The organism is Pseudomonas hydrolytica (assembly GCF_021495345.1).
GTDB lineage: Bacteria > Pseudomonadota > Gammaproteobacteria > Pseudomonadales > Pseudomonadaceae > Aquipseudomonas > Aquipseudomonas hydrolytica.
In genome coordinates, this window is sequence record NZ_CP099397.1 from 2,167,477 (window position 1) to 2,185,799 (window position 18,323).

The 18,323-nt window shown below is 65.3% G+C and carries 19 protein-coding genes; 7 read left to right on the forward strand and 12 right to left on the reverse strand.

Translation table 11 applies throughout. The features are described from left to right. Nucleotides 1-31: 31 nt before the first annotated feature. The 5 genes from L1F06_RS10015 to L1F06_RS10035 all read right to left on the reverse strand — a co-directional run bounded on the left by L1F06_RS10015 (nt 32) and on the right by L1F06_RS10035 (nt 3,652). Nucleotides 32-292, reverse strand: a complete 261-nt coding sequence (locus L1F06_RS10015; protein ID WP_003240936.1) for a DUF2790 domain-containing protein — start codon at nt 290-292, stop codon at nt 32-34. A 57-nt stretch (nt 293-349) separates the two neighbouring features. Then, nucleotides 350-775 (reverse strand): organic hydroperoxide resistance protein, encoded by a 426-nt coding sequence (locus L1F06_RS10020; protein WP_003240934.1) that lies wholly within the window; start codon nt 773-775, stop codon nt 350-352. 241 nt (nt 776-1,016) lie between these two features. Next, on the reverse strand, nt 1,017-1,514 hold the full coding sequence (locus tag L1F06_RS10025) for a methylated-DNA--[protein]-cysteine S-methyltransferase (RefSeq protein ID WP_003240932.1): 498 nt from the start codon (nt 1,512-1,514) through the stop codon (nt 1,017-1,019). Between the two features lie 4 nt (nt 1,515-1,518). Then, nucleotides 1,519-2,397, reverse strand: coding sequence for a DNA-3-methyladenine glycosylase family protein (locus L1F06_RS10030; RefSeq protein WP_129483416.1), 879 nt, complete (start codon nt 2,395-2,397; stop codon nt 1,519-1,521). 241 nt (nt 2,398-2,638) lie between these two features. Continuing rightward, a complete protein-coding gene (locus L1F06_RS10035; protein ID WP_252576758.1) occupies nt 2,639-3,652 on the reverse strand; it encodes an AraC family transcriptional regulator in 1,014 nt (337 codons plus the stop codon). A 101-nt stretch (nt 3,653-3,753) separates the two neighbouring features. Here L1F06_RS10035 and L1F06_RS10040 point away from each other — a divergent pair, with 101 nt between their 5' ends. From L1F06_RS10040 to L1F06_RS10060, 5 genes are all read left to right on the forward strand, one after another. Continuing rightward, nucleotides 3,754-5,229 carry a flavin-containing monooxygenase gene (locus L1F06_RS10040; RefSeq protein ID WP_177491213.1) on the forward strand — a complete coding sequence of 492 codons (1,476 nt, stop codon included), beginning with the start codon at nt 3,754-3,756 and terminating at the stop codon, nt 5,227-5,229. Continuing rightward, the gene (locus L1F06_RS10045) at nt 5,213-6,142 is read left to right on the forward strand and encodes an alpha/beta hydrolase (RefSeq protein ID WP_129483418.1); all 930 of its coding nucleotides are present in this window, start codon (nt 5,213-5,215) and stop codon (nt 6,140-6,142) included. The genes L1F06_RS10040 and L1F06_RS10045 overlap by 17 nt, the downstream gene beginning before the upstream one ends. After that, nucleotides 6,142-6,903 (forward strand): SDR family oxidoreductase, encoded by a 762-nt coding sequence (locus L1F06_RS10050; protein ID WP_129483419.1) that lies wholly within the window; start codon nt 6,142-6,144, stop codon nt 6,901-6,903. The genes L1F06_RS10045 and L1F06_RS10050 overlap by 1 nt, the downstream gene beginning before the upstream one ends. A 265-nt stretch (nt 6,904-7,168) precedes the next feature. Continuing rightward, nucleotides 7,169-7,513, forward strand: coding sequence for a ribonuclease E inhibitor RraB (locus tag L1F06_RS10055; RefSeq protein WP_003240918.1), 345 nt, complete (start codon nt 7,169-7,171; stop codon nt 7,511-7,513). 101 nt (nt 7,514-7,614) lie between these two features. Beyond that, on the forward strand, nt 7,615-8,322 hold the full coding sequence (locus L1F06_RS10060) for a type 1 glutamine amidotransferase (RefSeq protein WP_129483420.1): 708 nt from the start codon (nt 7,615-7,617) through the stop codon (nt 8,320-8,322). A 41-nt stretch (nt 8,323-8,363) separates the two neighbouring features. On the opposite strand, the gene L1F06_RS10065 is transcribed toward L1F06_RS10060, so the two are convergent. From L1F06_RS10065 to acnA, 6 genes are all read right to left on the reverse strand, one after another. Then, a complete protein-coding gene (locus L1F06_RS10065) occupies nt 8,364-8,900 on the reverse strand; it encodes a DinB family protein (RefSeq protein ID WP_129483421.1) in 537 nt (178 codons plus the stop codon). Between the two features lie 25 nt (nt 8,901-8,925). Beyond that, nucleotides 8,926-9,486 (reverse strand): GNAT family N-acetyltransferase, encoded by a 561-nt coding sequence (locus tag L1F06_RS10070; RefSeq protein ID WP_129483422.1) that lies wholly within the window; start codon nt 9,484-9,486, stop codon nt 8,926-8,928. A 25-nt stretch (nt 9,487-9,511) separates the two neighbouring features. Next, nucleotides 9,512-10,213: an SDR family NAD(P)-dependent oxidoreductase gene (locus L1F06_RS10075; RefSeq protein WP_003240910.1), complete on the reverse strand. Its 702-nt coding sequence runs from the start codon at nt 10,211-10,213 to the stop codon at nt 9,512-9,514. A 218-nt stretch (nt 10,214-10,431) separates the two neighbouring features. Beyond that, nucleotides 10,432-10,758, reverse strand: coding sequence for a DUF1330 domain-containing protein (locus L1F06_RS10080; protein ID WP_129483423.1), 327 nt, complete (start codon nt 10,756-10,758; stop codon nt 10,432-10,434). A gap of 196 nt (nt 10,759-10,954) precedes the next feature. After that, nucleotides 10,955-12,520, reverse strand: a complete 1,566-nt coding sequence (locus L1F06_RS10085) for a methyl-accepting chemotaxis protein (protein ID WP_003240907.1) — start codon at nt 12,518-12,520, stop codon at nt 10,955-10,957. A 176-nt stretch (nt 12,521-12,696) separates the two neighbouring features. Then, nucleotides 12,697-15,438, reverse strand: a complete 2,742-nt coding sequence (gene acnA / locus L1F06_RS10090; RefSeq protein WP_129483424.1) for an aconitate hydratase AcnA — start codon at nt 15,436-15,438, stop codon at nt 12,697-12,699. Nucleotides 15,439-15,685: 247 nt separating this feature from the next. Here acnA and rlmM point away from each other — a divergent pair, with 247 nt between their 5' ends. Together rlmM and tusA are read left to right on the forward strand one after the other, a co-directional pair. Further along, a complete protein-coding gene (rlmM, locus tag L1F06_RS10095) occupies nt 15,686-16,741 on the forward strand; it encodes a 23S rRNA (cytidine(2498)-2'-O)-methyltransferase RlmM (protein WP_129483425.1) in 1,056 nt (351 codons plus the stop codon). Between the two features lie 216 nt (nt 16,742-16,957). Then, nucleotides 16,958-17,209: a sulfurtransferase TusA gene (gene tusA, locus L1F06_RS10100; protein ID WP_003460892.1), complete on the forward strand. Its 252-nt coding sequence runs from the start codon at nt 16,958-16,960 to the stop codon at nt 17,207-17,209. A gap of 23 nt (nt 17,210-17,232) precedes the next feature. Here the strand turns inward: tusA and L1F06_RS10105 are convergent, their stop codons facing one another. Further along, on the reverse strand, nt 17,233-18,306 hold the full coding sequence (locus L1F06_RS10105) for a DUF3080 domain-containing protein (protein ID WP_129483426.1): 1,074 nt from the start codon (nt 18,304-18,306) through the stop codon (nt 17,233-17,235). Nucleotides 18,307-18,323: the final 17 nt, after the last annotated feature.

Consider the following 18,323-nt stretch of genomic DNA (forward strand, 5'->3'; position numbering starts at 1 on the left):
TCAAACTCCTGTAGGTAGAGGGCTGCCGGGATCAGTTCTGGTTGGCGCAAACGTTGGAGAGCTGCTCGTAGCTGAGCGTTTCCACTTCACCCGCACTGTTGCGGTAGGTCATCTTCGCCGTCACGACTTCGCACTGCGGGCTGTTGGGTACCTCGATGGAAATCACCTTGGCGATATCCAGATCCAGGCCGTAGCGGTACTGCGTGGCGTCAGCGCTCTGGGCGAAGGCGCCGAGCGATACGCTGAGCGAAAGGGCGGTCAGGGCGGTGGCGAACAGGGTGCGGGTTTTCATGGCGATTCTCCTCTTGGGCTGCGCTCAGGGAGGACCGTGAGCGCTTTGCCTTAGCTGTCAGATGATGGTCAAAGTGACGTCGATGTTGCCGCGGGTGGCGTTGGAGTACGGGCAGACGATGTGCGCGCGATCCACCAGGGTTTGTGCCGCTTCAGCGTCCAGGCCCGGCAGGCTGATGCGCAGTTCCACTTCGATGCCGAAACCGGTGGGAATCGGGCCGATGCCGACGGTGCCTTCGATGAAGGTGTCAGCCGGGATGCTCAGCTTGTCGCGGGCGGCGACGAACTTCAGAGCGCCGAGGAAGCAGGCGGAGTAGCCGGCAGCGAACAGTTGTTCCGGGTTGGTGCCGTTACCGCCTGCGCCGCCGAGTTCTTTCGGGGTGGTCAGAGCGATGTCCAGGATGCCGTCGGAGGAGACGGCACGGCCTTCACGGCCGCCAAAGGCTTCAGCGGTAGCGCGGTAGAGAACGTTTTCGATAGTCATGGCGGTAATCCTCGATTAGGTAGTTGAAATGGATTGGCTCGCTAATGTTTTGTGCGCTAACCGTTTCCATGGAGTGAACTCTATTGCGCAAATGTTTTGTGCGCAATGTAAATATTAAGATTACTTGGCTATAAGAAAATTGCTTAATGGAATAAGTGCGCTGACGAGGTATCGGTGATACCCCCGGCTTGGCAGGAGAAAGGTGACGCGTCTTTCCGGGGGGAGCTGCCAGGCTTGCCCGTCAAAGCGCCAGCTGTGTCTGCTGCGATAGCAGCGCGCCCTCCAGTTCCAGCAACTGCTGCTTGCGCGGCAGGCCGCCGGCGTAGCCTGTCAGGCTGCCGTTGCGGCCGATCACTCGATGGCAGGGCACGATGATGGAGATGGGGTTGGCACCGTTGGCCGTGCCTACTGCGCGCACGGCATGGGGCCGGCCAATGACGCCGGCCAGCTCGGAATAGCTGCAGGTGCGGCCGTAGGGGATGGCCTGCAGGGCCTGCCAGACCGCCTGCTGAAAGGCCGTGCCGCGCGGGGCCAGGCGAACCTCGAAACGTCGGCGTTTGCCGGCAAAGTACTCGTCGAGCTGGCGGCACACGGCATCCAGCTCGCGGCTGGCGGGTTGCCAGCTTTCCTCGATGCGCCAGGGACGACTGTCCAGTTCCATCAGTAGTAGCTGCAGACCGTTTTCGTCGGCGGCAAGCAGCAGGGGGCCGACCGGGCTGTCGTGATAGCGATAGTGCATGGCTTCAACCTCCCGAATAGCAATGCCAGAGATGTGCGGCGGCATAAGCCCGCCATGGGCGCCAGGCTTCGGCGCGCAGGGTCAGGCGCCGTGCGTCGATGCCCGCCGCGCCCCACACCGGAGCCTTGAGCAGGCCCAGGTCGCTGGCAGGAAAGGCGTCGGCTTCGCCGAACGCGCGCAGGGCAATGTAGTGCGCCGTCCATGGGCCGATGCCGGGCAGGGCGCACAATTGCTCGATCAGCGCCGCGCTGCCGTGCTCGATGCTCAGTATCAGGCTGCCGTCGGCGATGCGCGTGGCGAAGTGCTGCAGGCACTGCACCCGCTTGCCGGGCATGCCGATTCCGCTCAGATCCGCCTCGGCCAGCGCCTGGGGCGTCGGGAACAGGTGGCTGATGCCCGGTGCGGCCGGGGTTTGCAGACGCGTGCCGATACGCTGTACCAGGCGCCCGACTATGGTGACTGCGGCCTTGACCGTGACCTGCTGGCCGACGATGGCGCGTACCGCCTGTTCGAAGGGATCGAAGGCCACCGGCAGGCGCAGGCCGGGATTGCGCAGCAGCAACGGGGCGAGCAGTTCGTCAGCGCTCAGGTGACGGGCGATGGTCTCGGGCTCGCTGTCGAGATCGAACATGCGCCGCACGCGCTGCTCGAGCGGATCCAGATGTGCGGGCGAGGCGATGCGGCAGCGCAGCTCCAGGGCGTTCTGTCCCGGCAGTGGGGCCACGCGCAGCCAGCCGGGGGCGCCGTCGATGCAGAAGCCGCGGCTGTAGCTGTCCGCGCTCAGCGCCTCCAGCCCGGGGATCGCGCGCAGGGCGAAGTGGCTGTGGAACTGTTGCCAGTCCCAGGGCGGCTGATAGGGCAGAAGCAGGGTGATGATGTTCATGGCTCGCACCCTAGCTCGCCGTTGGCGAGTTGTCAGCGCGAAGATGACTTTCAAACTGCGACGACCGGGTCTATGTGCGGATGGGCGGTGCGCACGGCGCACCCTACGTGGGTCGCGGGTGAGCGAAGCGTACGAACGGGCCTTCCGAGGGCGCGCCGCGCGCACCAGGAACCCAAAGAAGCATGGCAACCGGGGCCCGGCTGGTTGACTGGTGCGCATGACTCAGGCGGCCCGCTAACCCCTATGCGCCGCGCTGATAGCGTCCCGGCGTGGTGCCTTTCCAGCGCTTGAAGGCATGGATGAAGTTCGACAGCTCGCCATAACCCAGGCGCTCGGCGATCTCCTCCAGGCTCAGGCCGCCGGCGGCCAGCAGCTCATCGGCCAGGGCCTCGCGCACTTCGTCCTGCAGCGCGCGAAAGCTGCTGCCTTCCTCAATCAGACGCCGGCGCAGGGTACGGCTGCTCAGGTGCAGGCGGCTGGCGACCTGCTCCATATCGGCCATCTGTCCCGGCGTTTGCAGGAGGAGCTGGCGCACCCGTCCGGCCATGCCCTGGTGCCATTGATGGCGAGCCAGCAGCGTCTGACATTGCCGCTCGCAGGCGCTGACCAGCTGCGAATTGGCCCTTGGCAGCGGGTCGTCCAGCAGATCGGCGGAAAAGCCGAGGCGATTGTGCTGCGCGCCAAAGCACGGCACCTGGCCGAAGGCTTCGACAAAGGGGGTCATATCGCTTGGCGTGGCCTGGCGCAGCTCCACCGAGCGGATCGGCAGCGGACTGCCCAGCAGTTCACGCACCACCACCAGCGCACCGAGCATGTCGCGCTGCACGATGAAGTCGTGCAGCGCCGGCGGTAAGGCGCTGTCGTCGAAGTGCAGGCTGGCCACGCCATCCTCCAGGTTCAGGCTGATGCGGGTGAAGGCGTAGGTCAGGCCGTGATAGCGCAGCCCCAGTTCGGCAGCCTGGCGCACCGTGGCGCTGCTGAGAATGGCATAGCCCCAGGCGCCATAGGTGGTCAGGTGGTAGCGTCGGCCAGCCTGCAGGCCCAGATCAACCAGCTCCGGCAACGCTTCGAGCAGGTTGGCGATCAGCCGCAGCTCGCGTTCGGCATCCACTTCGCCGTGCAGGCTGGCCAGTTGCATCGGGTCCAGACCGGTGTCCTTCAGGCAGGCGTCCAGATTCAGGCCGAGATCGAGGCCCAACTGGGTGAGCAACTGGATGCTGACGATGCTGCGGCGTGGGGGCCAGGGCGGCGACATGGCTTGACCGAAAATCACAATATTCTGACCGACTATGCCATAACCGAAGCCCGCTTGCGCAAGTAGCATCCTGTCATCGCCAATCGGTCGGGGAGACCACAATGCACAACAACCCCCGCACAGGCGCGCCTTGGCGCGTGCTGATCATCGGCAGCGGTTTCGCTGGCCTGGGGCTGGCCATGCAGCTGCGCAGGGCCGGTGAGGATGACTTTCTGATACTGGAGAAGGCCGCCGATGTCGGTGGTACCTGGCGCGACAACCATTACCCCGGGGCGGCCTGCGATGTGCCATCGCACCTGTACTCGTTCTCCTTCGAGCCCAAGCACGACTGGTCGCGCAAGTTCGCGCCGCAGGCGGAAATTCATGCCTATATCCGCCAATGCGTGGACAACCACCGGTTGCGTCCGCACATCCGCCTGAATGCCGAGGTACAGGGCGCCGAATTCGACGCCGAACGCGGGCTGTGGCGGGTCGAACTGGTCGGCGGCGAGCATCTGGAAGCGCAGGCGCTGGTCAGTGCCTGCGGTCAGCTCAATCGCCCCGCCTACCCGGCACTGCCCGGCCTGGAGAACTTCCGTGGCGAGGCCTTTCACTCGGCGCGCTGGCGCCATGACCTGGACCTCAGCGGCAAGCGTGTGGCGGTGATCGGCACCGGCGCCTCGGCGATCCAGTTCGTTCCGCAGATCCAGCCGAAGGTGGCGCAACTGAGCCTGTTCCAGCGTTCGGCGGCCTATGTGCTGGCCAAGCCCGATCGCGCCTACCGCGCCTGGGAAATCGCGTTGATGCGCCGTGTGCCGCTACTGCAGCGCGCCGATCGCCTACTCAAGTACCTGCACCATGAGGTGCGGGCGCTGGCCTTCATCAGCATGCCCTGGGTGATGCGCCTGATGCGTGGCAGCTTCACCCGCCATCTGGCGCGGCAGATGCCCGATGCCGCCAAGCGTGCCCGGTTGCAGCCGGACTACCCCATGGGCTGCAAGCGCATACTGATCAGCAACGATTACCTTCCGGCCTTGGCCCAGGCCAATGTCGATATCGTCGACTCGGCCATCAGCGAGGTGCGCGAGCATTCCCTGGTCACCGCCGACGGACGCGAGCACCCCTGCGACGTGCTGATCTACGGCACGGGCTTCACCGCCAGCGACTTTCTTGCGCCCATGCGCATTCGCGGCCTCGGCGGCCTGGAGCTGAATCAGGCCTGGAAGGAGGGTGCCGAAGCCTACAAGGGCATCAGCGTCAGCGGTTTTCCCAATCTGTTCCTGCTCTACGGGCCGAATACCAACCTCGGGCACAGCTCCATCCTCTACATGCTGGAGAGCCAGTATCGCTACGTGCTTGGTTGCCTGCGTGCGCTGCGCGAGCAACAGCTACGCTACCTCGACCTGCGAATGGATGTGCAGCGCCGCTACAACCAGCGTCTGCAGCACGCCACCCGCCGAACGATATGGGCGCAGGGCTGCAACAGCTGGTATCAGAACGCCTCCGGCAAGCACACCAACAACTGGCCGGGCTACACCTTCACCTATCGCCATCTGACCCGTACACCGGAGCTTGCCGACTATGACTGCGTCCGCTGATTTCACCGCCCCAGCCGCCGAGCAGATGTTGTTGCGCGGCGTGTTGCGCGGCGCGCTGCGCCTGCTGTTCCGCGGTCTGGTACGTCCGCCGATGCCGATTGCCGGGCAGCGCCTGGTGCTGCGCCTGCTCACCGCCAGCACCCTGACCCCGCGCGGCGTGACGCGCAGTGCCGCGGCTCTGGCGGGCCGACCGTGCGAGTGGCATCGGCCGCCGGCTGGCAGCGGCAACGTGCTGCTCTACCTGCATGGCGGGGCCTTCATGATCGGCGGGCCGGAGACCCATCGTGGCATCTGTGCCAGCCTGGCCAAGCGTGCCGGCATCGATGTCTGTGCGCTGGATTATCGACTGGCGCCGGAGCACCCCTATCCGGCCGCACGCGATGACGTGGTGGCGGCCTATCGGGCGCTGCTGGACGCGGGCTACCGGGCCGAGCAGATCGCCATTGGCGGCGACTCGGCCGGCGGCAATCTGAGCCTGGTCGGCAGCCTGCGCATTCGTGAACTGGGCCTGCCGACACCAGCGGCACTGGTGTGCTTTTCCCCGGCCACCGATTTTACCGGCGAGCAGATGCACCAGCCGCCGGCTGGCGATCCGCTGATCCACCCCTGCTGGATCGAGCAGGCCGCCGAGCTGTATTGCCCGGCCGACCTGCCGCGTGATGACCCGGGTCTCTCTCCCGTATTCGCCGACCTCAGCCAGCTACCGCCAACGCTGATCCAGGTCGGTGAGGACGAGCTGCTGCTGAACGACAGCCTGCGTCTGGCCGAGCGCGCCCAGGCCGCCGGCGCCAGCGTGCGCCTGGAGCGCTATCCCGGGCTGTGGCACGTGTTCCAGGCCCATGTCGGCATGCTGCGCGCGGCAGACTATGCCATCGCGCGGGTAGCGGCCTTTCTCCGTGAACGGGGGTTGTGATGGACAACATCCTCATCAGCGGCGCGGCCTCGGGGATCGGCGCGGCCACCGCGCGCCTGTTTCATGCCCGCGGTTGGCGCGTCGGCCTGCTCGACATCGATGCTTCGGCCCTGCGCGCGCTGGCCGACGAGCTCGGCGGCGTCTGGCATGCGCGGCTGGACGTGACCGACGCGCAGGCGGTGCAGGCGGCCCTGGCCGAGTTCTGCGGCCTGCACGACGGCCAGCTGCGCCTGCTGTTCAACGGAGCCGGCATCCTGCGTACCGGTGACTTCGAGTCGATCGAGCTGGAGCAGCACGCGCGGCTGGTGCAGATCAACGTGCTGGGCGTGCTCAATCTCTGCCACGCCGCCTTTCCCTATCTGCGGGTAACCGCTGGCGCGCAGGTGATCAACATGGGGTCGGCGTCGGCCGTCTACGGTGTGCCGCAGCTGGCCAGCTACTCGGCCAGCAAATTTGCCGTGCGCGGCCTGACCGAGGCGTTGGAGCTGGAGTGGCGCCGTCAAGGCATTCGTGTCGGCGACCTGATGCCGCCGTTCGTCAACACGCCGATGGTCGCCAGCCAGGCCGAGCCACCGCCGGTGATGCGCCGCCTCGGCGTGCATCTGCAGGCCGAACAGATCGCCGCAGCCGCCTGGCAGCAGGCGCAGGGCGCTGCGCTACATCGCCCGGTAGGTCTGCAGTTCGGCCTGCTGTATGCCTTGGGACAGGTCACGCCCGGCTGGATCAACAGGCTGCTGATGAACTGGCTGAGCCGGCCGTAGCGGCCTTGCTGGCAATGGCCGCTGGTCGTCGCCTTTGTCACAAAGGCTTTCCAGGCCGGGCGAATTCTCCCGCCAGCGGCTAACCTGCAAGGGACGGTTTTCAGTTCGGCGTTCTGCCGGATAGTCGTCGATGCGCTTGAAGTAGACACATCAAGCATCTGCTTGATTCTCGGGGCGGCGCCTTCGGGGGCCGCGACGCCGCCAGTTTCTGGCGGCCGCAATGGGAAAGCGGTCAATCCATCCATCGCCTGAGAGGAGGTCGTTTATGAGCACAGCCTTCCACGAAGATTCCAGCACCTCGGTGCTGCGCCGGATGAAAGAAGGGGGCTTCGACTTCGCCCAGTTCCACCCGATCGAGTTCTACGCCATCTTCCCCGATGAGGAGCGGGCCCGAATGGCGGCCAGAAATTTTCGCGGCGAGTCGCTCAACGCTCAGGTATCCGCCCGCGAGGACGGGGCCTGGCACCTGCAAATCAGCAAAGTGATGTACGCCACCCATGCCGGTATCGGCGCCTTCGAACATGACCTCGAGTCCATCGTCGTCCCGCTGGGCGGCATTCTGGATGGCTGGGGGGTCACCCAGGAGGTAAAGGCGTCGGTCGCTCGGTAGAGCCTTTCTGCATCGCCCATCGACCGGCCTGCTGGCCGGCCGATGGCGCCAAGCGTCGGCGCATCTCGACTTGCCCGACTGCCTCGCGCAGACTGCGCGGCATGAGCGATGTCCTGATTCTGACCCATATCGATTACTGTCCGCCCGCGCACCTGGCGCAGGTGCTGCAGGCACATGGCTGCCGCTTCGATGTGCTGCGGGCCGATCTCGGCGAGCTGAGTGGCTACGACCTGGAGCGTCCCCGGGCGGTCGCGCTGATGGGCGGGCCAATGAGCGTGAACGACCCCTTGCCCTGGATCGCCGAGGAAGTGGCGGCGCTGCAGCGTTTCATCGCCCGCGACCTTCCCATCATCGGCCATTGCCTGGGTGGTCAGTTGCTCGCCAGGGCTCTGGGGGCCGATGTGCGCCGCATGCCTTATACCGAGGCCGGCTGGCAGCCCATGCAGCGTTGCAGTGGCGCGGCCGCCAGTCCATGGCTGGCGCATTTGCCGGAAGCGTTCAGCATCTTCCAGTGGCACGGCGACACCTTCGCGCTGCCCGAAGGCGCCCAGCCCCTGCTGAGCAGCCGCTGGTGCGACAACCAGGCCTTCGCCTGGGGCGACAAGGTGCTGGCGCTGCAGGGCCATCCGGAGATGACCGAAGAGCTGATCGCGCTCTGGCTAGACGACTGGGCGCATCTGCTCGATGCCAGCCAACCCAGCCAGCAGAGCCTCGCCGAAATGCGCGAGAGGTTGGGCGAGAAGGTCAGGTTACTGAATCAGGTGGCCGAGGGTTTCTACGCGCACTGGCTGAAACTGGCGGGCCTTTGAACCTGGAGAAGGGCGAGGCGCCATCGGCGCCTGGTCGCTGATCAAAGCTCGTCAGGGATCAGCGCCAGCAGATCGGTCACACCCACATCCACACCCGCCTGGGTTAGTAGCGTCGTAGCCTGACCGCGGTGATGCGTCTGGTGGTTGAACAGGTGCATCAGCAGGGCGAAGAAGTGCTTTTGCGCGGCCACACCCTTCATGTTGCGGTAGATCAGTGGCTGATCCAGCTGCTCTTCGCCCATCTCGGCGGCCAGGGCCTCGATGCAACTGTCCAGCAGTTTGCGTAGCGCAGCCAGTTCGCGGATATCTGCCGCCATCGGCTGATCCAGGCGCGTCGGCACTTCCAGCCCTGCGAGCGCTTGCAATGCCTGAAAGTTTGCCGGATGCGCGGTGTAGCGCCCCAGCCAGATACGGTCAGCCACCAGCAGATGGTTGAGCGTGCCGAGGATCGAACCGAAGAACGCGCCACGCTCGGCGCTCAACGCCTCGTCGGACAAGCTGGACGCGGCTGTGTAGAGCCGTTCGTTCATCCAGCTGTTGTAGCGCGCCATCAGGCGGATATGGTCGATTCTCTGCATGGTTACACCTTTCGTTCACGACTCATCAGTGATCATGTCTGCTGCGCCACTCTTCGCTCAGCAGCCCGAAGAGTGCCGAGTCCGACACCTGTCCGTCGATGATCCAACGCTGACGTAGCAATCCTTCCTGGCTGAAGCCCAGGCGCTCCAGAGCACGACCGGAGGCGCTGTTGGTTGGGTCGATTTCAGCCTCGACACGATTCAGCCCCAGAGCTTCGAAACCATGGCGCAGTAGCTCGCCAGCCGCTTCCTGAACGTAACCCTTGCCCCAGGCAGACGACGCAATGCCAAAACCGATCTCCGCACGACGCGACTCCGGCTCATAGTTGAACAGCAGGCATTTGCCGATCAGCTCGGCGCTTTCCCTGTCGACGATGGCCAGGGTCAGGCGTTGGCCATCGTGCATGGCCTGTTGCTCGGCGCGGATGAAATCCTGCGCTACGACTTCTGAGTTCCAGGGTGGCGTGTTCCAGTACTGCATGACCTGCGGATCGGAAAAAATCGCGAACAGCGCCGCCGCATCCGCTGCTTGTAGAGGGCGCAGTACAAGACGTGGCGTCGTCAGAGTGACGGAAAGATCGGGCATCGTATTTCCTCGCGTGCTCAGGTGTTCAAAAGCGCTCGTCGGCGATGGCCGGTAGCACCAGCTCACGCACGTAACTGGCATCGGACAGGCTCAGCAGCGTTCGTACCAGGGCGACGACATCGTGCAACGGGATCAGCTGACCTTCGCCATTTCGCGCCGCCTGCTCAACCGGTGTTTGCAGGCCATCCTGGGTATTGAGGTAGCCCAGTTGCAGGCAGGTGACGGCCAGGCGCTGATCGCGAAAGCCTTCCCGCAGGCTGTCGGCGATGCCCTTGAGGGCAAACTTGCTGGCGCCAAACGTCACCTCCGGGCGCCCGCTCTGCGGTAAGCCCGAGGTCGAGCCGGTGAGAAGCACCTGCGGCTTGGCGGCGCCCAGCATGCGCGGCAGCAGGCGCTTGAGCAGCAGCAGGGTGGCTGCGACGTTGACGTTGATCATCTGGAGAATCTGCGCGTCGCTGTCTTCGAGAAAGCTGTAGCCGTCCTCGAAGGCGCGCGTTTCCCAGATGCCCAGATTGTAGAGAACCGCATCCAGGTGTTGCGGGGCCTGACGTTCGATGACCTCAACGGCTCGTAGCGGCTCGCTCATATCCGCCTCGATCCAGTGAACGTGCTGATCGAGATCGCTGGGGCGGCTACGCGACACGCCGATCAGTTCATTGCCCTCGGACAGACCATCGACCAGCGCGCGTCCCAGCCCCTTGCTGGCGCCTATGACCATGATGCGCATTCGCTTCTCTCCCTGACCGCCTGCCGGCGGATCTCCGTGATTAGGTGACATTGCCTGGTTCGCACAGACAGGCTGGACGCTAGGGTCGCAGAGGGACCGCGTCAACCGCCCGGGTGGTAAGGCGATATGTCAGAGGGGAGGGCGAGCAGCGGATGACTACAGATGAAATCTGTTTGCATGCCTTGGCGCACTGGCAGTGCTTGGCCTGGCGCTCGTTTTCATGGCGAGCCAAGGATGTCGACGCCTTTATGGTCCTGTGCAACACCTTCGACCAGAAAGACCTCGCCGACGCTGTGCTCGGTGCGTAGCGGTCGAATGGCGCGGTAGGCGGCCGACTCGTACCAATCCCTGGCCAACTGCATGGAAGGAAACTCGATCATGATCAGGTCCGCGGACCAGGCACCCTCCAGCGGGACGTAGGGGCCGCCGTGGATGCGGTACACGCCGGAAAAAGGGGCAAGCGTCGCATCGATACGTTGCAGATATTCCCTTATCTCCGGGCCGAATTGCGTCTCTCGAACGATGGCAACGGCATATGCGGTCATGCTCAGGTTCGTCCTGCATCAGTGGATGAGTCGAGGATCAGGCGGCGAGGAGCGCCAGATCATTCACCCGTGACACAGTAGCGGGTGAGGAGGGGCGGTCAAGGGAGCCGGTGGCGAGGCGCGAAGCGGTTCGCTTGTGAAGAGCGCGAGGGGAGATGGGGCAGGGCGCAGCGGCTGAACCGCTGCGCCCTTTGCTTCAGCGGTTGAAGCGCTCGACCAGGGCGTATTGGCCCTGTGCGGTGGTGGTGAGCGCCTCGCTGAGCTTGGCGGTGCTTTTGGCTTCGCCTGCGGTCTGGTCGGCCAGTTGGGCGATGGTGGTGATGTTCTGGTTGATCTCGTCGGCCACGGCGCTCTGCTCTTCGGCCGCGGCCGCGATCTGGTTGGCCATGTCGGCGATGTTGGCCACCGAGTCGCTGATGCCGGCCAGGGCCTGGTCGGCCTTGAGCACTCGCTCCACGCCTTCGTCGGCCTGCTTGCGGCCGATTTCCATGGTCATCACGGCCTCTTCGGCGGTGCGCTGCAGTTTGGCGATCAGGGTGTGGATCTGTTCGGTGGATTCCGCGGTGCGCTGGGCCAGGGAGCGAACCTCGTCGGCCACCACGGCGAAGCCGCGGCCCATTTCGCCGGCACGCGCGGCTTCGATGGCGGCGTTGAGGGCCAGCAGGTTGGTCTGGTCGGCGATGCCCTTGATCACGTCGACCACGCCGCCGATCTCATTGCTGTCCTGGGCCAGGCGGGTGACGGTCTCGCCGGTGTCGCCCACCGATTGCGACAGGCGCTGGATGGCTTCGCGGGTTTCCGCGGCAATGCTGCGCCCTTCGCTGGTCAGACGGTTGGCTTCCTGAGTGGCGATGGCGGTACGGGCGACGTTGCTGGCGACTTCCAGAGTGGTGGCGGCCATCTCGTTGACGGCGGTGGCGACCTGTTCGGTCTCGCTGCGCTGGCGCTCGAGACCGGCCGAGCTGTTGTGCGCCAGCTTGTCGGCTTCACGCGCCTGCTGGGTGAGCTGTTCGGCGGTGTCCTGCAGGCGGGTCAGGCAGGTTTTCAGGCGCGCATCCTGGCTGAGCATGGCCATTTCCAGGCGCGCTTCGGCGCCGCGGCTGTCGGTGTACATCTGCGCGATCAGCGGGTCGGAGGTGGTCTGATCGGCGATGCGCAGTAGGCGCTTGATGCCACGGGTCTGCCAGGCGATGCCGGCCAGGCCCAGAGGAACGGAGAGCAGGGCGGCGAGGATGAACCCCCAGTTGCTGCCGATCCAGTGGCCGATCAGAAAACCGATCTGGCTGACCAGAATGAAGGGCATCCAGGCCTGTACGATGGGCAGCCACTGGTTACTGGCGGGGACGGCCGATTTGCCGGCGTTGACCCGCGCATACAGCGCTTCGGCGCGGCGTACCTGTTCGGCAGTGGGTTTGACCCGTACCGATTCGTAACCGACGACCTGGTTGTTCTCGGTCATCGGGGTGACGTAGGCGTTGACCCAGTAATGGTCGCCATTCTTGCTGCGGTTCTTGACGATGCCCATCCACGGCCGGCCCTTCTTCAGGGTCGTCCACATGTGGTCGAACACCGCTGGCGGCACGTCCGGGTGACGCACGATGTTGTGCGGCGCGCGCAGCAGTTCCTCGCGGGAGAAACCGCTGATCTCGACGAAGGCATCGTTGCAGTAGGTGATCTGGCCCTTGAGGTCGGTGGTGGAAATCAGGCGCTGCTGAGCGGGGAAGGTGCGTTCGCGCTGAGTGACCGGCTGGTTGTTACGCATGGCAGGTATCCGTCGTTGTAATGCCCTGTCATCGGCCGCGAAGCGGCAAAGTTGAGGGCTGAATCCGTTTTGGCGAGTGTAATCGCTTTATGACTGACGTCACATTTCTGTCGTGACATTGGCCATCCGTGACCCGACGGGAAAGCCCTGCCGCCTGGGGCGGCAGGGCTGCTGCATCAGCTGGCGATCATCTGGCGCAGCACGTAGTGCAGAATGCCGCCAGCCTTGAAGTACTCGACCTCGTTGAGGGTGTCGATGCGGCACAGCACTTCGACTTCCTCATGCGCGCCGTCTTCACGGGTGATGATCAGCGTCAGTGGCATCTGCGGGCGCAGTTCCACGCCTTCCAGCCCTTCGATAGCCAGTACTTCCTTGCCGGTCAGTTTGAGGCTGTTGCGGTCGGTGCCGGGCTTGAACTGCAGTGGCAGCACGCCCATGCCCACCAGGTTGGAGCGGTGGATGCGCTCGAAGCTTTCCGCGATCACCGCCTTGACCCCCAGCAGGTTGGTGCCCTTGGCCGCCCAGTCGCGGCTGGAGCCGGTGCCGTATTCCTTGCCGGCGATGATCAGCAGCGGCGTGCCCTCGGCCTGGTAGCGCATGGCCGCGTCATAGATCGCCAGCTTCTCGCCGCTGGGCACGTGCAGGGTGTTGCCGCCTTCCTCGCCGCCGAGCATTTCGTTGCGGATGCGGATATTGGCGAAGGTGCCGCGCATCATCACTTCGTGGTTGCCGCGGCGCGAGCCATAGGAGTTGAAGTCGGCCTTGTCCACGCCATGCTCGCGCAGATAGCGCCCGGCCGGGCTGTCGGCCTTGATGTTGCCGGCCGGCGAGATGTGGTCGGTGGTCACCGAATCGCCGAGCAGGGCGAGGATGCGCGCCTGGCGGATATCGGTGATACGTGGCGGATCGCCAGCGATGTCCTCGAAGAACGGCGGATGCTGGATGTAGGTGGAGTCGCCCTGCCAGGCGTAAGTGTCGGCCTTGGGCACGTCGATGGCCTGCCATTTCTCGTCGCCGGCGAAGACCTCTGCGTATTCCTTGCGGAACATGGCGGTGTCGACCTGGGCGATGGCCTGGGTGATCTCGGCCTGGGTCGGCCAGATGTCCTTGAGGTAGACCGGCTGGCCGTCCTTGCCGGTGCCGAGGGCGTCGCGGGTCAGGTCGAGGCGCACGCTGCCGGCCAGGGCATAGGCCACCACCAGGGGTGGCGAGGCCAGCCAGTTGGTTTTCACCAGCGGGTGCACGCGGCCCTCGAAGTTGCGGTTGCCGGAGAGCACCGAGGCGACGGTCAGGTCGGCCTGGGTGATGGCCTTCTCGATGGGCTCGCGCAGCGGGCCGGAGTTGCCGATGCAGGTGGTGCAGCCGTAGCCCACCAGGTCGAAACCGAGCTTCTCCAGATAGGGCGTCAGGCCGGCGGCATTGAAGTACTCGGTGACCACCTTGGAGCCGGGGGCCAGCGAGCTCTTCACCCAGGGCTGACGCTGCAGGCCTTTTTCCACCGCCTTCTTGGCCAGCAGGCCGGCGGCCATCATCACGCTGGGGTTGGAGGTGTTGGTGCAGGAGGTGATGGCTGCGATCACCACCGCGCCGTCTTTCAGGCGATGGGTATGGCCCTCGTCCTCATAGTCGATTTCGCCGCTCTGCTTGTCGCCGCCGACGGCGGTACCGCCGCCGCCTTCGCTGAGCAGGCGGCCCTCTTCCTTGGCGCTCGGCTTGAGCTGCAGGCCGACGAAGTCGTCGAAGGCCTGGCTGACCTGGCCCAGCGAGACGCGATCCTGCGGGCGCTTGGGTCCGGCCAGGCTGGCTTCGACGCTGCCCAGGTCCAGGCTCAGGCTGTCGGTGAACAGCGGCTCGGCGCCTGGCTCGCGCCACAGGCCCTGGGCCTTGCTGTAGGCCTCGACCAGTTGCACGGTGGCATCCGGGCGGCCGGACAGACGCAGGTAGCCGAGGGTGATCTCGTCCACCGGGAAGAAACCGCAGGTGGCGCCGTATTCCGGGGCCATGTTGGCGATGGTGGCGCGGTCGGCCAGCGGCAGGTCGGCCAGGCCGTCGCCGTAGAACTCGACGAATTTGCCCACCACGCCCTTCTTGCGCAGCATCTGGGTGACGGTGAGCACCAGGTCGGTGGCGGTGATGCCTTCCTTGAGCTTGCCGCTGAGCTTGAAGCCGATGACTTCCGGAATCAGCATCGACACCGGCTGGCCGAGCATGGCCGCTTCCGCCTCGATGCCGCCGACGCCCCAGCCGAGCACGCCGAGACCGTTGATCATGGTGGTGTGTGAGTCGGTGCCGACCAGGGTGTCGGGGAAGGCGAGGGTGACGCCGTCTTCTTCCTTCGTCCACACGGTGCGCGCCAGGTATTCGAGATTGACTTGGTGACAGATGCCGGTGCCCGGCGGCACCACGCTGAAGTTGTCGAAGGCGTGCTGGCCCCAGCGCAGGAAGGCGTAGCGCTCGCCGTTGCGCTGCATTTCCAGTTCGACGTTGTCGTGGAAGGCGCTGGAGGAGGCGTAGCGGTCGACCATCACCGAGTGGTCGATGACCAGATCCACCGGCGACAGCGGGTTGATGCGCTGCGGGTCGCCGCCGGCCTTGGCCATGGCGTCGCGCATGGCGGCCAGGTCGACCACCGCCGGCACGCCGGTGAAGTCCTGCATCAGCACGCGCGCGGGGCGGTACTGGATCTCGCGGTCGGAGGCGCGCTGGTCGAGCCAGTCGACCATGGCCTGCAGGTCCTGCGGCTGTACGGTCTTGCCGTCTTCGTTGCGCAGCAGGTTTTCCAACAGCACCTTGAGCGACTTGGGCAGGCGGTCGATGTTGCCGAGGCGCTGGGCGGCTTCGGGCAGGCTGAAGTAGTGGTAGGTGGCGTCGCCGACTTTCAGTTCGCGGCGGCAGTTCAGGCTATCGAGGGAGGGCATTGCACATCTCCTTGGGCCCGCACGGTTCGGGCTGTGTCTGATGGCGGCAGACCTTCAAGCTAGTTCGGCTTGGGCGGTCTGGCTAGCGCATATCCTTTCGGTTGCTATGCGCTGCCTGTCTGTTGCGACGAGGCGGGGCGGCCAGCTTGCCGGTCCGTAGCTGCAGACAGCGCATAAGTAGCTGGACAGGTTTACCGGCTCGGGGTTCCGGTCTCGGGTATCATGCGCGCCTCAAGGAGACCCGTTGATGAATATCCTGTTTCTGCATTGCCGCCCCGGTTTCGAGGGGGAGGTTTGCGCCGAGATCACCGACCTTGCGGCGCGTCTGGATGTGCCGGGCTACTCCAGGGCCAAGCCCGGTAGCGCGTGCGCCGAGTTCGTCTGCAGCGAAGCGGCCGATGGCGAACGCATGATGCGCAGTGTGCGCTTCAACAGCCTGATTTTCCCCAGGCAATGGGCACGCGGTGGTTTCGTAATGTTGCCGGAGAGCGATCGCATCAGTGTGCTGCTCGAGGCTCTGGCCGACTATCCGGTGTGCGGCAGCCTGTGGCTGGAAGTGGTGGATACCAACGACGGCAAGGAGCTCTCGACCTTCTGCAAGAAGTTCGAGGCGCCGCTGCGCAAGGCGCTGCTCAAGGCCGGCAAGCTGGTGGACGACGCCAGGAAGCCGCGCCTGCTGCTGACCTTCAAGAGCGGCCGCGAGGTGTTCGCCGGCATCGCCGAGGCGGACAACCAGGCGATGTGGCCCATGGGCATTCCACGTCTGAAGTTTCCCCGCGAGGCGCCAAGCCGTTCCACGCTTAAGCTGGAGGAGGCCTGGCACCATTTCATTCCGCGCGAGCAGTGGGATCAGCGCCTGGCGCCGGGCATGACCGCCGTCGACCTGGGCGCGGCCCCCGGTGGCTGGACCTGGCAGCTGGTCAATCGGGAGATTCGCGTCACCGCCGTGGACAACGGGCCGATGGCCGAAAGCCTGATGTATTCCGGCTTCGTCGTGCACCAGCGCGCCGATGGCTTTACCTTCCGCCCGCGCCATCCGGTGCACTGGATGGTCTGCGACATCGTCGAGAAGCCGGCGCGCACGGCGGCGATGATCGAGACCTGGCTGGGTGAAGGGCTGTGCCGCGAGGCGGTGGTCAACCTGAAGCTGCCGATGAAGCAGCGTTACGCCGAAGTGCGGCGCCTGCTCGATCGCATCGAGTCGGGGCTGGCGGAGCGGGGGCTGAAGGTCAGCATTGGCTGCAAGCAGCTGTATCACGACCGTGAGGAGGTGACCTGCCATCTGCGCCGTCACGGCAAATGATGATGTGAACCGGACGCGGGCCGGTCAGGCCCGGCCCGGACTCCCGCGTCGCCCCGGGCTCCACCCGAAGCTGGCGTGCGTGCCATCCATGACCCGCCAGAGCGCAGGCACTTTGCCGCAGTCGGCAGGCATGCGCTGCCCATCCAAGGTTGTGCGCGCAGGGTGACCTGGAGGTCAGCTTTGCGCGACAATGCGCGCCTGCCTGTGGAGCCTCCTATGTCCGAAGCCCTGACCCTCAACCACGATGACCTGCTCGACGCCAGCGGCCTGAATTGCCCCGAGCCGGTGATGATGCTGCACAACAAGGTGCGCGACCTGTCGCCGGGCGGCTTGCTCAAGGTGATCGCCACCGACCCCTCGACCCGCCGTGACATTCCCAAGTTCTGCGTGTTTCTCGGCCACGAGCTGCTCGGTCAGGCCGAGGAAGACGGTACCTATCTGTACTGGATTCGCAAGAAGGCCGATTAGGCTGGGGTTGAACGTGCGGCCCCTTAAGGCTCCACGTCGCGTTCCGCGCTATTCCATCCCGCCTGTCCCGGCGCCAGACCGCAACTGTTCAGGAGCTTCTGCCAGGCCCTGACGTGACGCGCCGTGGCCGCGCGGAAATCCTGCCATAACGAATCCTGCTCGCCAGCCAGCCGCTGCAGATGTTCGCCGGTAGCTGGCGGAATGCCTTCTAGACGCTGCAGTTGCAGCAGCACCGCCTGCCATTGCTGGCCGCGCTGGTCGACCTGTGCCAGATAAGGCTGCAGGCCGCCGGCGTAGAACTTGATGAAGATGTTCTGCAGGATGCGCCCGCGCGGGGTCGCCTGGCCCAGTGGGCAAAGCGGGCGATTTTGTTGGCGTTGCTCGAGCATTTCGCTGCCGGCGTCGAGCGTGTGGCGCAGGCTGGCCAGGCTGGTGATCAACTGGCTGCCCTGTTCGCTGGCATAGAGGGCGAAGAACAGTGGTTCCAACTCCCCGGCGCTCGGTGGTAGCTGTGCCGGTATGCCGGCGCCGATGCTGGCCAGCCGCTGCAATGCGTCCAGTGCCGCGCTGTCTTCCTGGCTGTCGACCGGCAATGCCTGGTCGGCAAAGCGCAGGTAGTTCTCGAACTCCGGGCTGCCGTTCAGGGCATTCCAGAACACCGCTGGCAGTTGCTGGCGCTTGTCGCTGGCCAGGCGCTGCAGAGTGGCCTTGAGGCTGGAGTCGTCCTGCAGATGCGGCAGGCAGTCATCGATGGCGCGCAGCAGGTCGCCTTCGTAGCCCAGGCGCTGGCTGGGCATCAGCTGCTTGCCCAGGCTGCTGTTGCGCTGGCTGATCAACTGCTGCAGATGCGGACAGCGCCGCGCATCGATGACCAGATCGAGCAGGCCGATGCGCAGTTCCGGCAATGCCAGCAGGCGCTCGCGGCGTGGCGGTAAACGAAATTGGCTGGCGCTGCGGCTGTCGAAAGTGGGTACGTCGGCCGCATCGAGCGAGCGCTGCAGACGTGCGAGGTAATCGTTCTGCAGGGCCAGGCCGTCATTGGCCGGGCCGCAGCCAGCGATCAGAAGGAAGCAGAGGAGCAGGGCAGGTCGGATCATCTGCTCAGTCTAGAGAG

What these genes read in the sequence shown, in the direction of transcription:
- L1F06_RS10040 (WP_177491213.1), top strand. Translation starts at nt 3,754, where the DNA reads ATGCACAACAACCCCCGCACAGGCGCGCCTTGGCGCGTGCTGATCATC.
- L1F06_RS10070 (WP_129483422.1), bottom strand. Translation starts at nt 9,486, where the DNA reads ATGCCCGATCTTTCCGTCACTCTGACGACGCCACGTCTTGTACTGCGC.
- L1F06_RS10035 (WP_252576758.1), bottom strand. Translation starts at nt 3,652, where the DNA reads ATGTCGCCGCCCTGGCCCCCACGCCGCAGCATCGTCAGCATCCAGTTG.
- L1F06_RS10085 (WP_003240907.1), bottom strand. Translation starts at nt 12,520, where the DNA reads ATGCGTAACAACCAGCCGGTCACTCAGCGCGAACGCACCTTCCCCGCT.
- L1F06_RS10030 (WP_129483416.1), bottom strand. Translation starts at nt 2,397, where the DNA reads ATGAACATCATCACCCTGCTTCTGCCCTATCAGCCGCCCTGGGACTGG.
- L1F06_RS10060 (WP_129483420.1), top strand. Translation starts at nt 7,615, where the DNA reads ATGAGCGATGTCCTGATTCTGACCCATATCGATTACTGTCCGCCCGCG.
- L1F06_RS10105 (WP_129483426.1), bottom strand. Translation starts at nt 18,306, where the DNA reads ATGATCCGACCTGCCCTGCTCCTCTGCTTCCTTCTGATCGCTGGCTGC.
- acnA (WP_129483424.1), bottom strand. Translation starts at nt 15,438, where the DNA reads ATGCCCTCCCTCGATAGCCTGAACTGCCGCCGCGAACTGAAAGTCGGC.
- L1F06_RS10065 (WP_129483421.1), bottom strand. Translation starts at nt 8,900, where the DNA reads ATGCAGAGAATCGACCATATCCGCCTGATGGCGCGCTACAACAGCTGG.
- L1F06_RS10025 (WP_003240932.1), bottom strand. Translation starts at nt 1,514, where the DNA reads ATGCACTATCGCTATCACGACAGCCCGGTCGGCCCCCTGCTGCTTGCC.
- L1F06_RS10080 (WP_129483423.1), bottom strand. Translation starts at nt 10,758, where the DNA reads ATGACCGCATATGCCGTTGCCATCGTTCGAGAGACGCAATTCGGCCCG.
- L1F06_RS10055 (WP_003240918.1), top strand. Translation starts at nt 7,169, where the DNA reads ATGAGCACAGCCTTCCACGAAGATTCCAGCACCTCGGTGCTGCGCCGG.
- L1F06_RS10075 (WP_003240910.1), bottom strand. Translation starts at nt 10,213, where the DNA reads ATGCGCATCATGGTCATAGGCGCCAGCAAGGGGCTGGGACGCGCGCTG.
- L1F06_RS10020 (WP_003240934.1), bottom strand. Translation starts at nt 775, where the DNA reads ATGACTATCGAAAACGTTCTCTACCGCGCTACCGCTGAAGCCTTTGGC.
- L1F06_RS10015 (WP_003240936.1), bottom strand. Translation starts at nt 292, where the DNA reads ATGAAAACCCGCACCCTGTTCGCCACCGCCCTGACCGCCCTTTCGCTC.
- L1F06_RS10050 (WP_129483419.1), top strand. Translation starts at nt 6,142, where the DNA reads ATGGACAACATCCTCATCAGCGGCGCGGCCTCGGGGATCGGCGCGGCC.
- tusA (WP_003460892.1), top strand. Translation starts at nt 16,958, where the DNA reads ATGTCCGAAGCCCTGACCCTCAACCACGATGACCTGCTCGACGCCAGC.
- rlmM (WP_129483425.1), top strand. Translation starts at nt 15,686, where the DNA reads ATGAATATCCTGTTTCTGCATTGCCGCCCCGGTTTCGAGGGGGAGGTT.
- L1F06_RS10045 (WP_129483418.1), top strand. Translation starts at nt 5,213, where the DNA reads ATGACTGCGTCCGCTGATTTCACCGCCCCAGCCGCCGAGCAGATGTTG.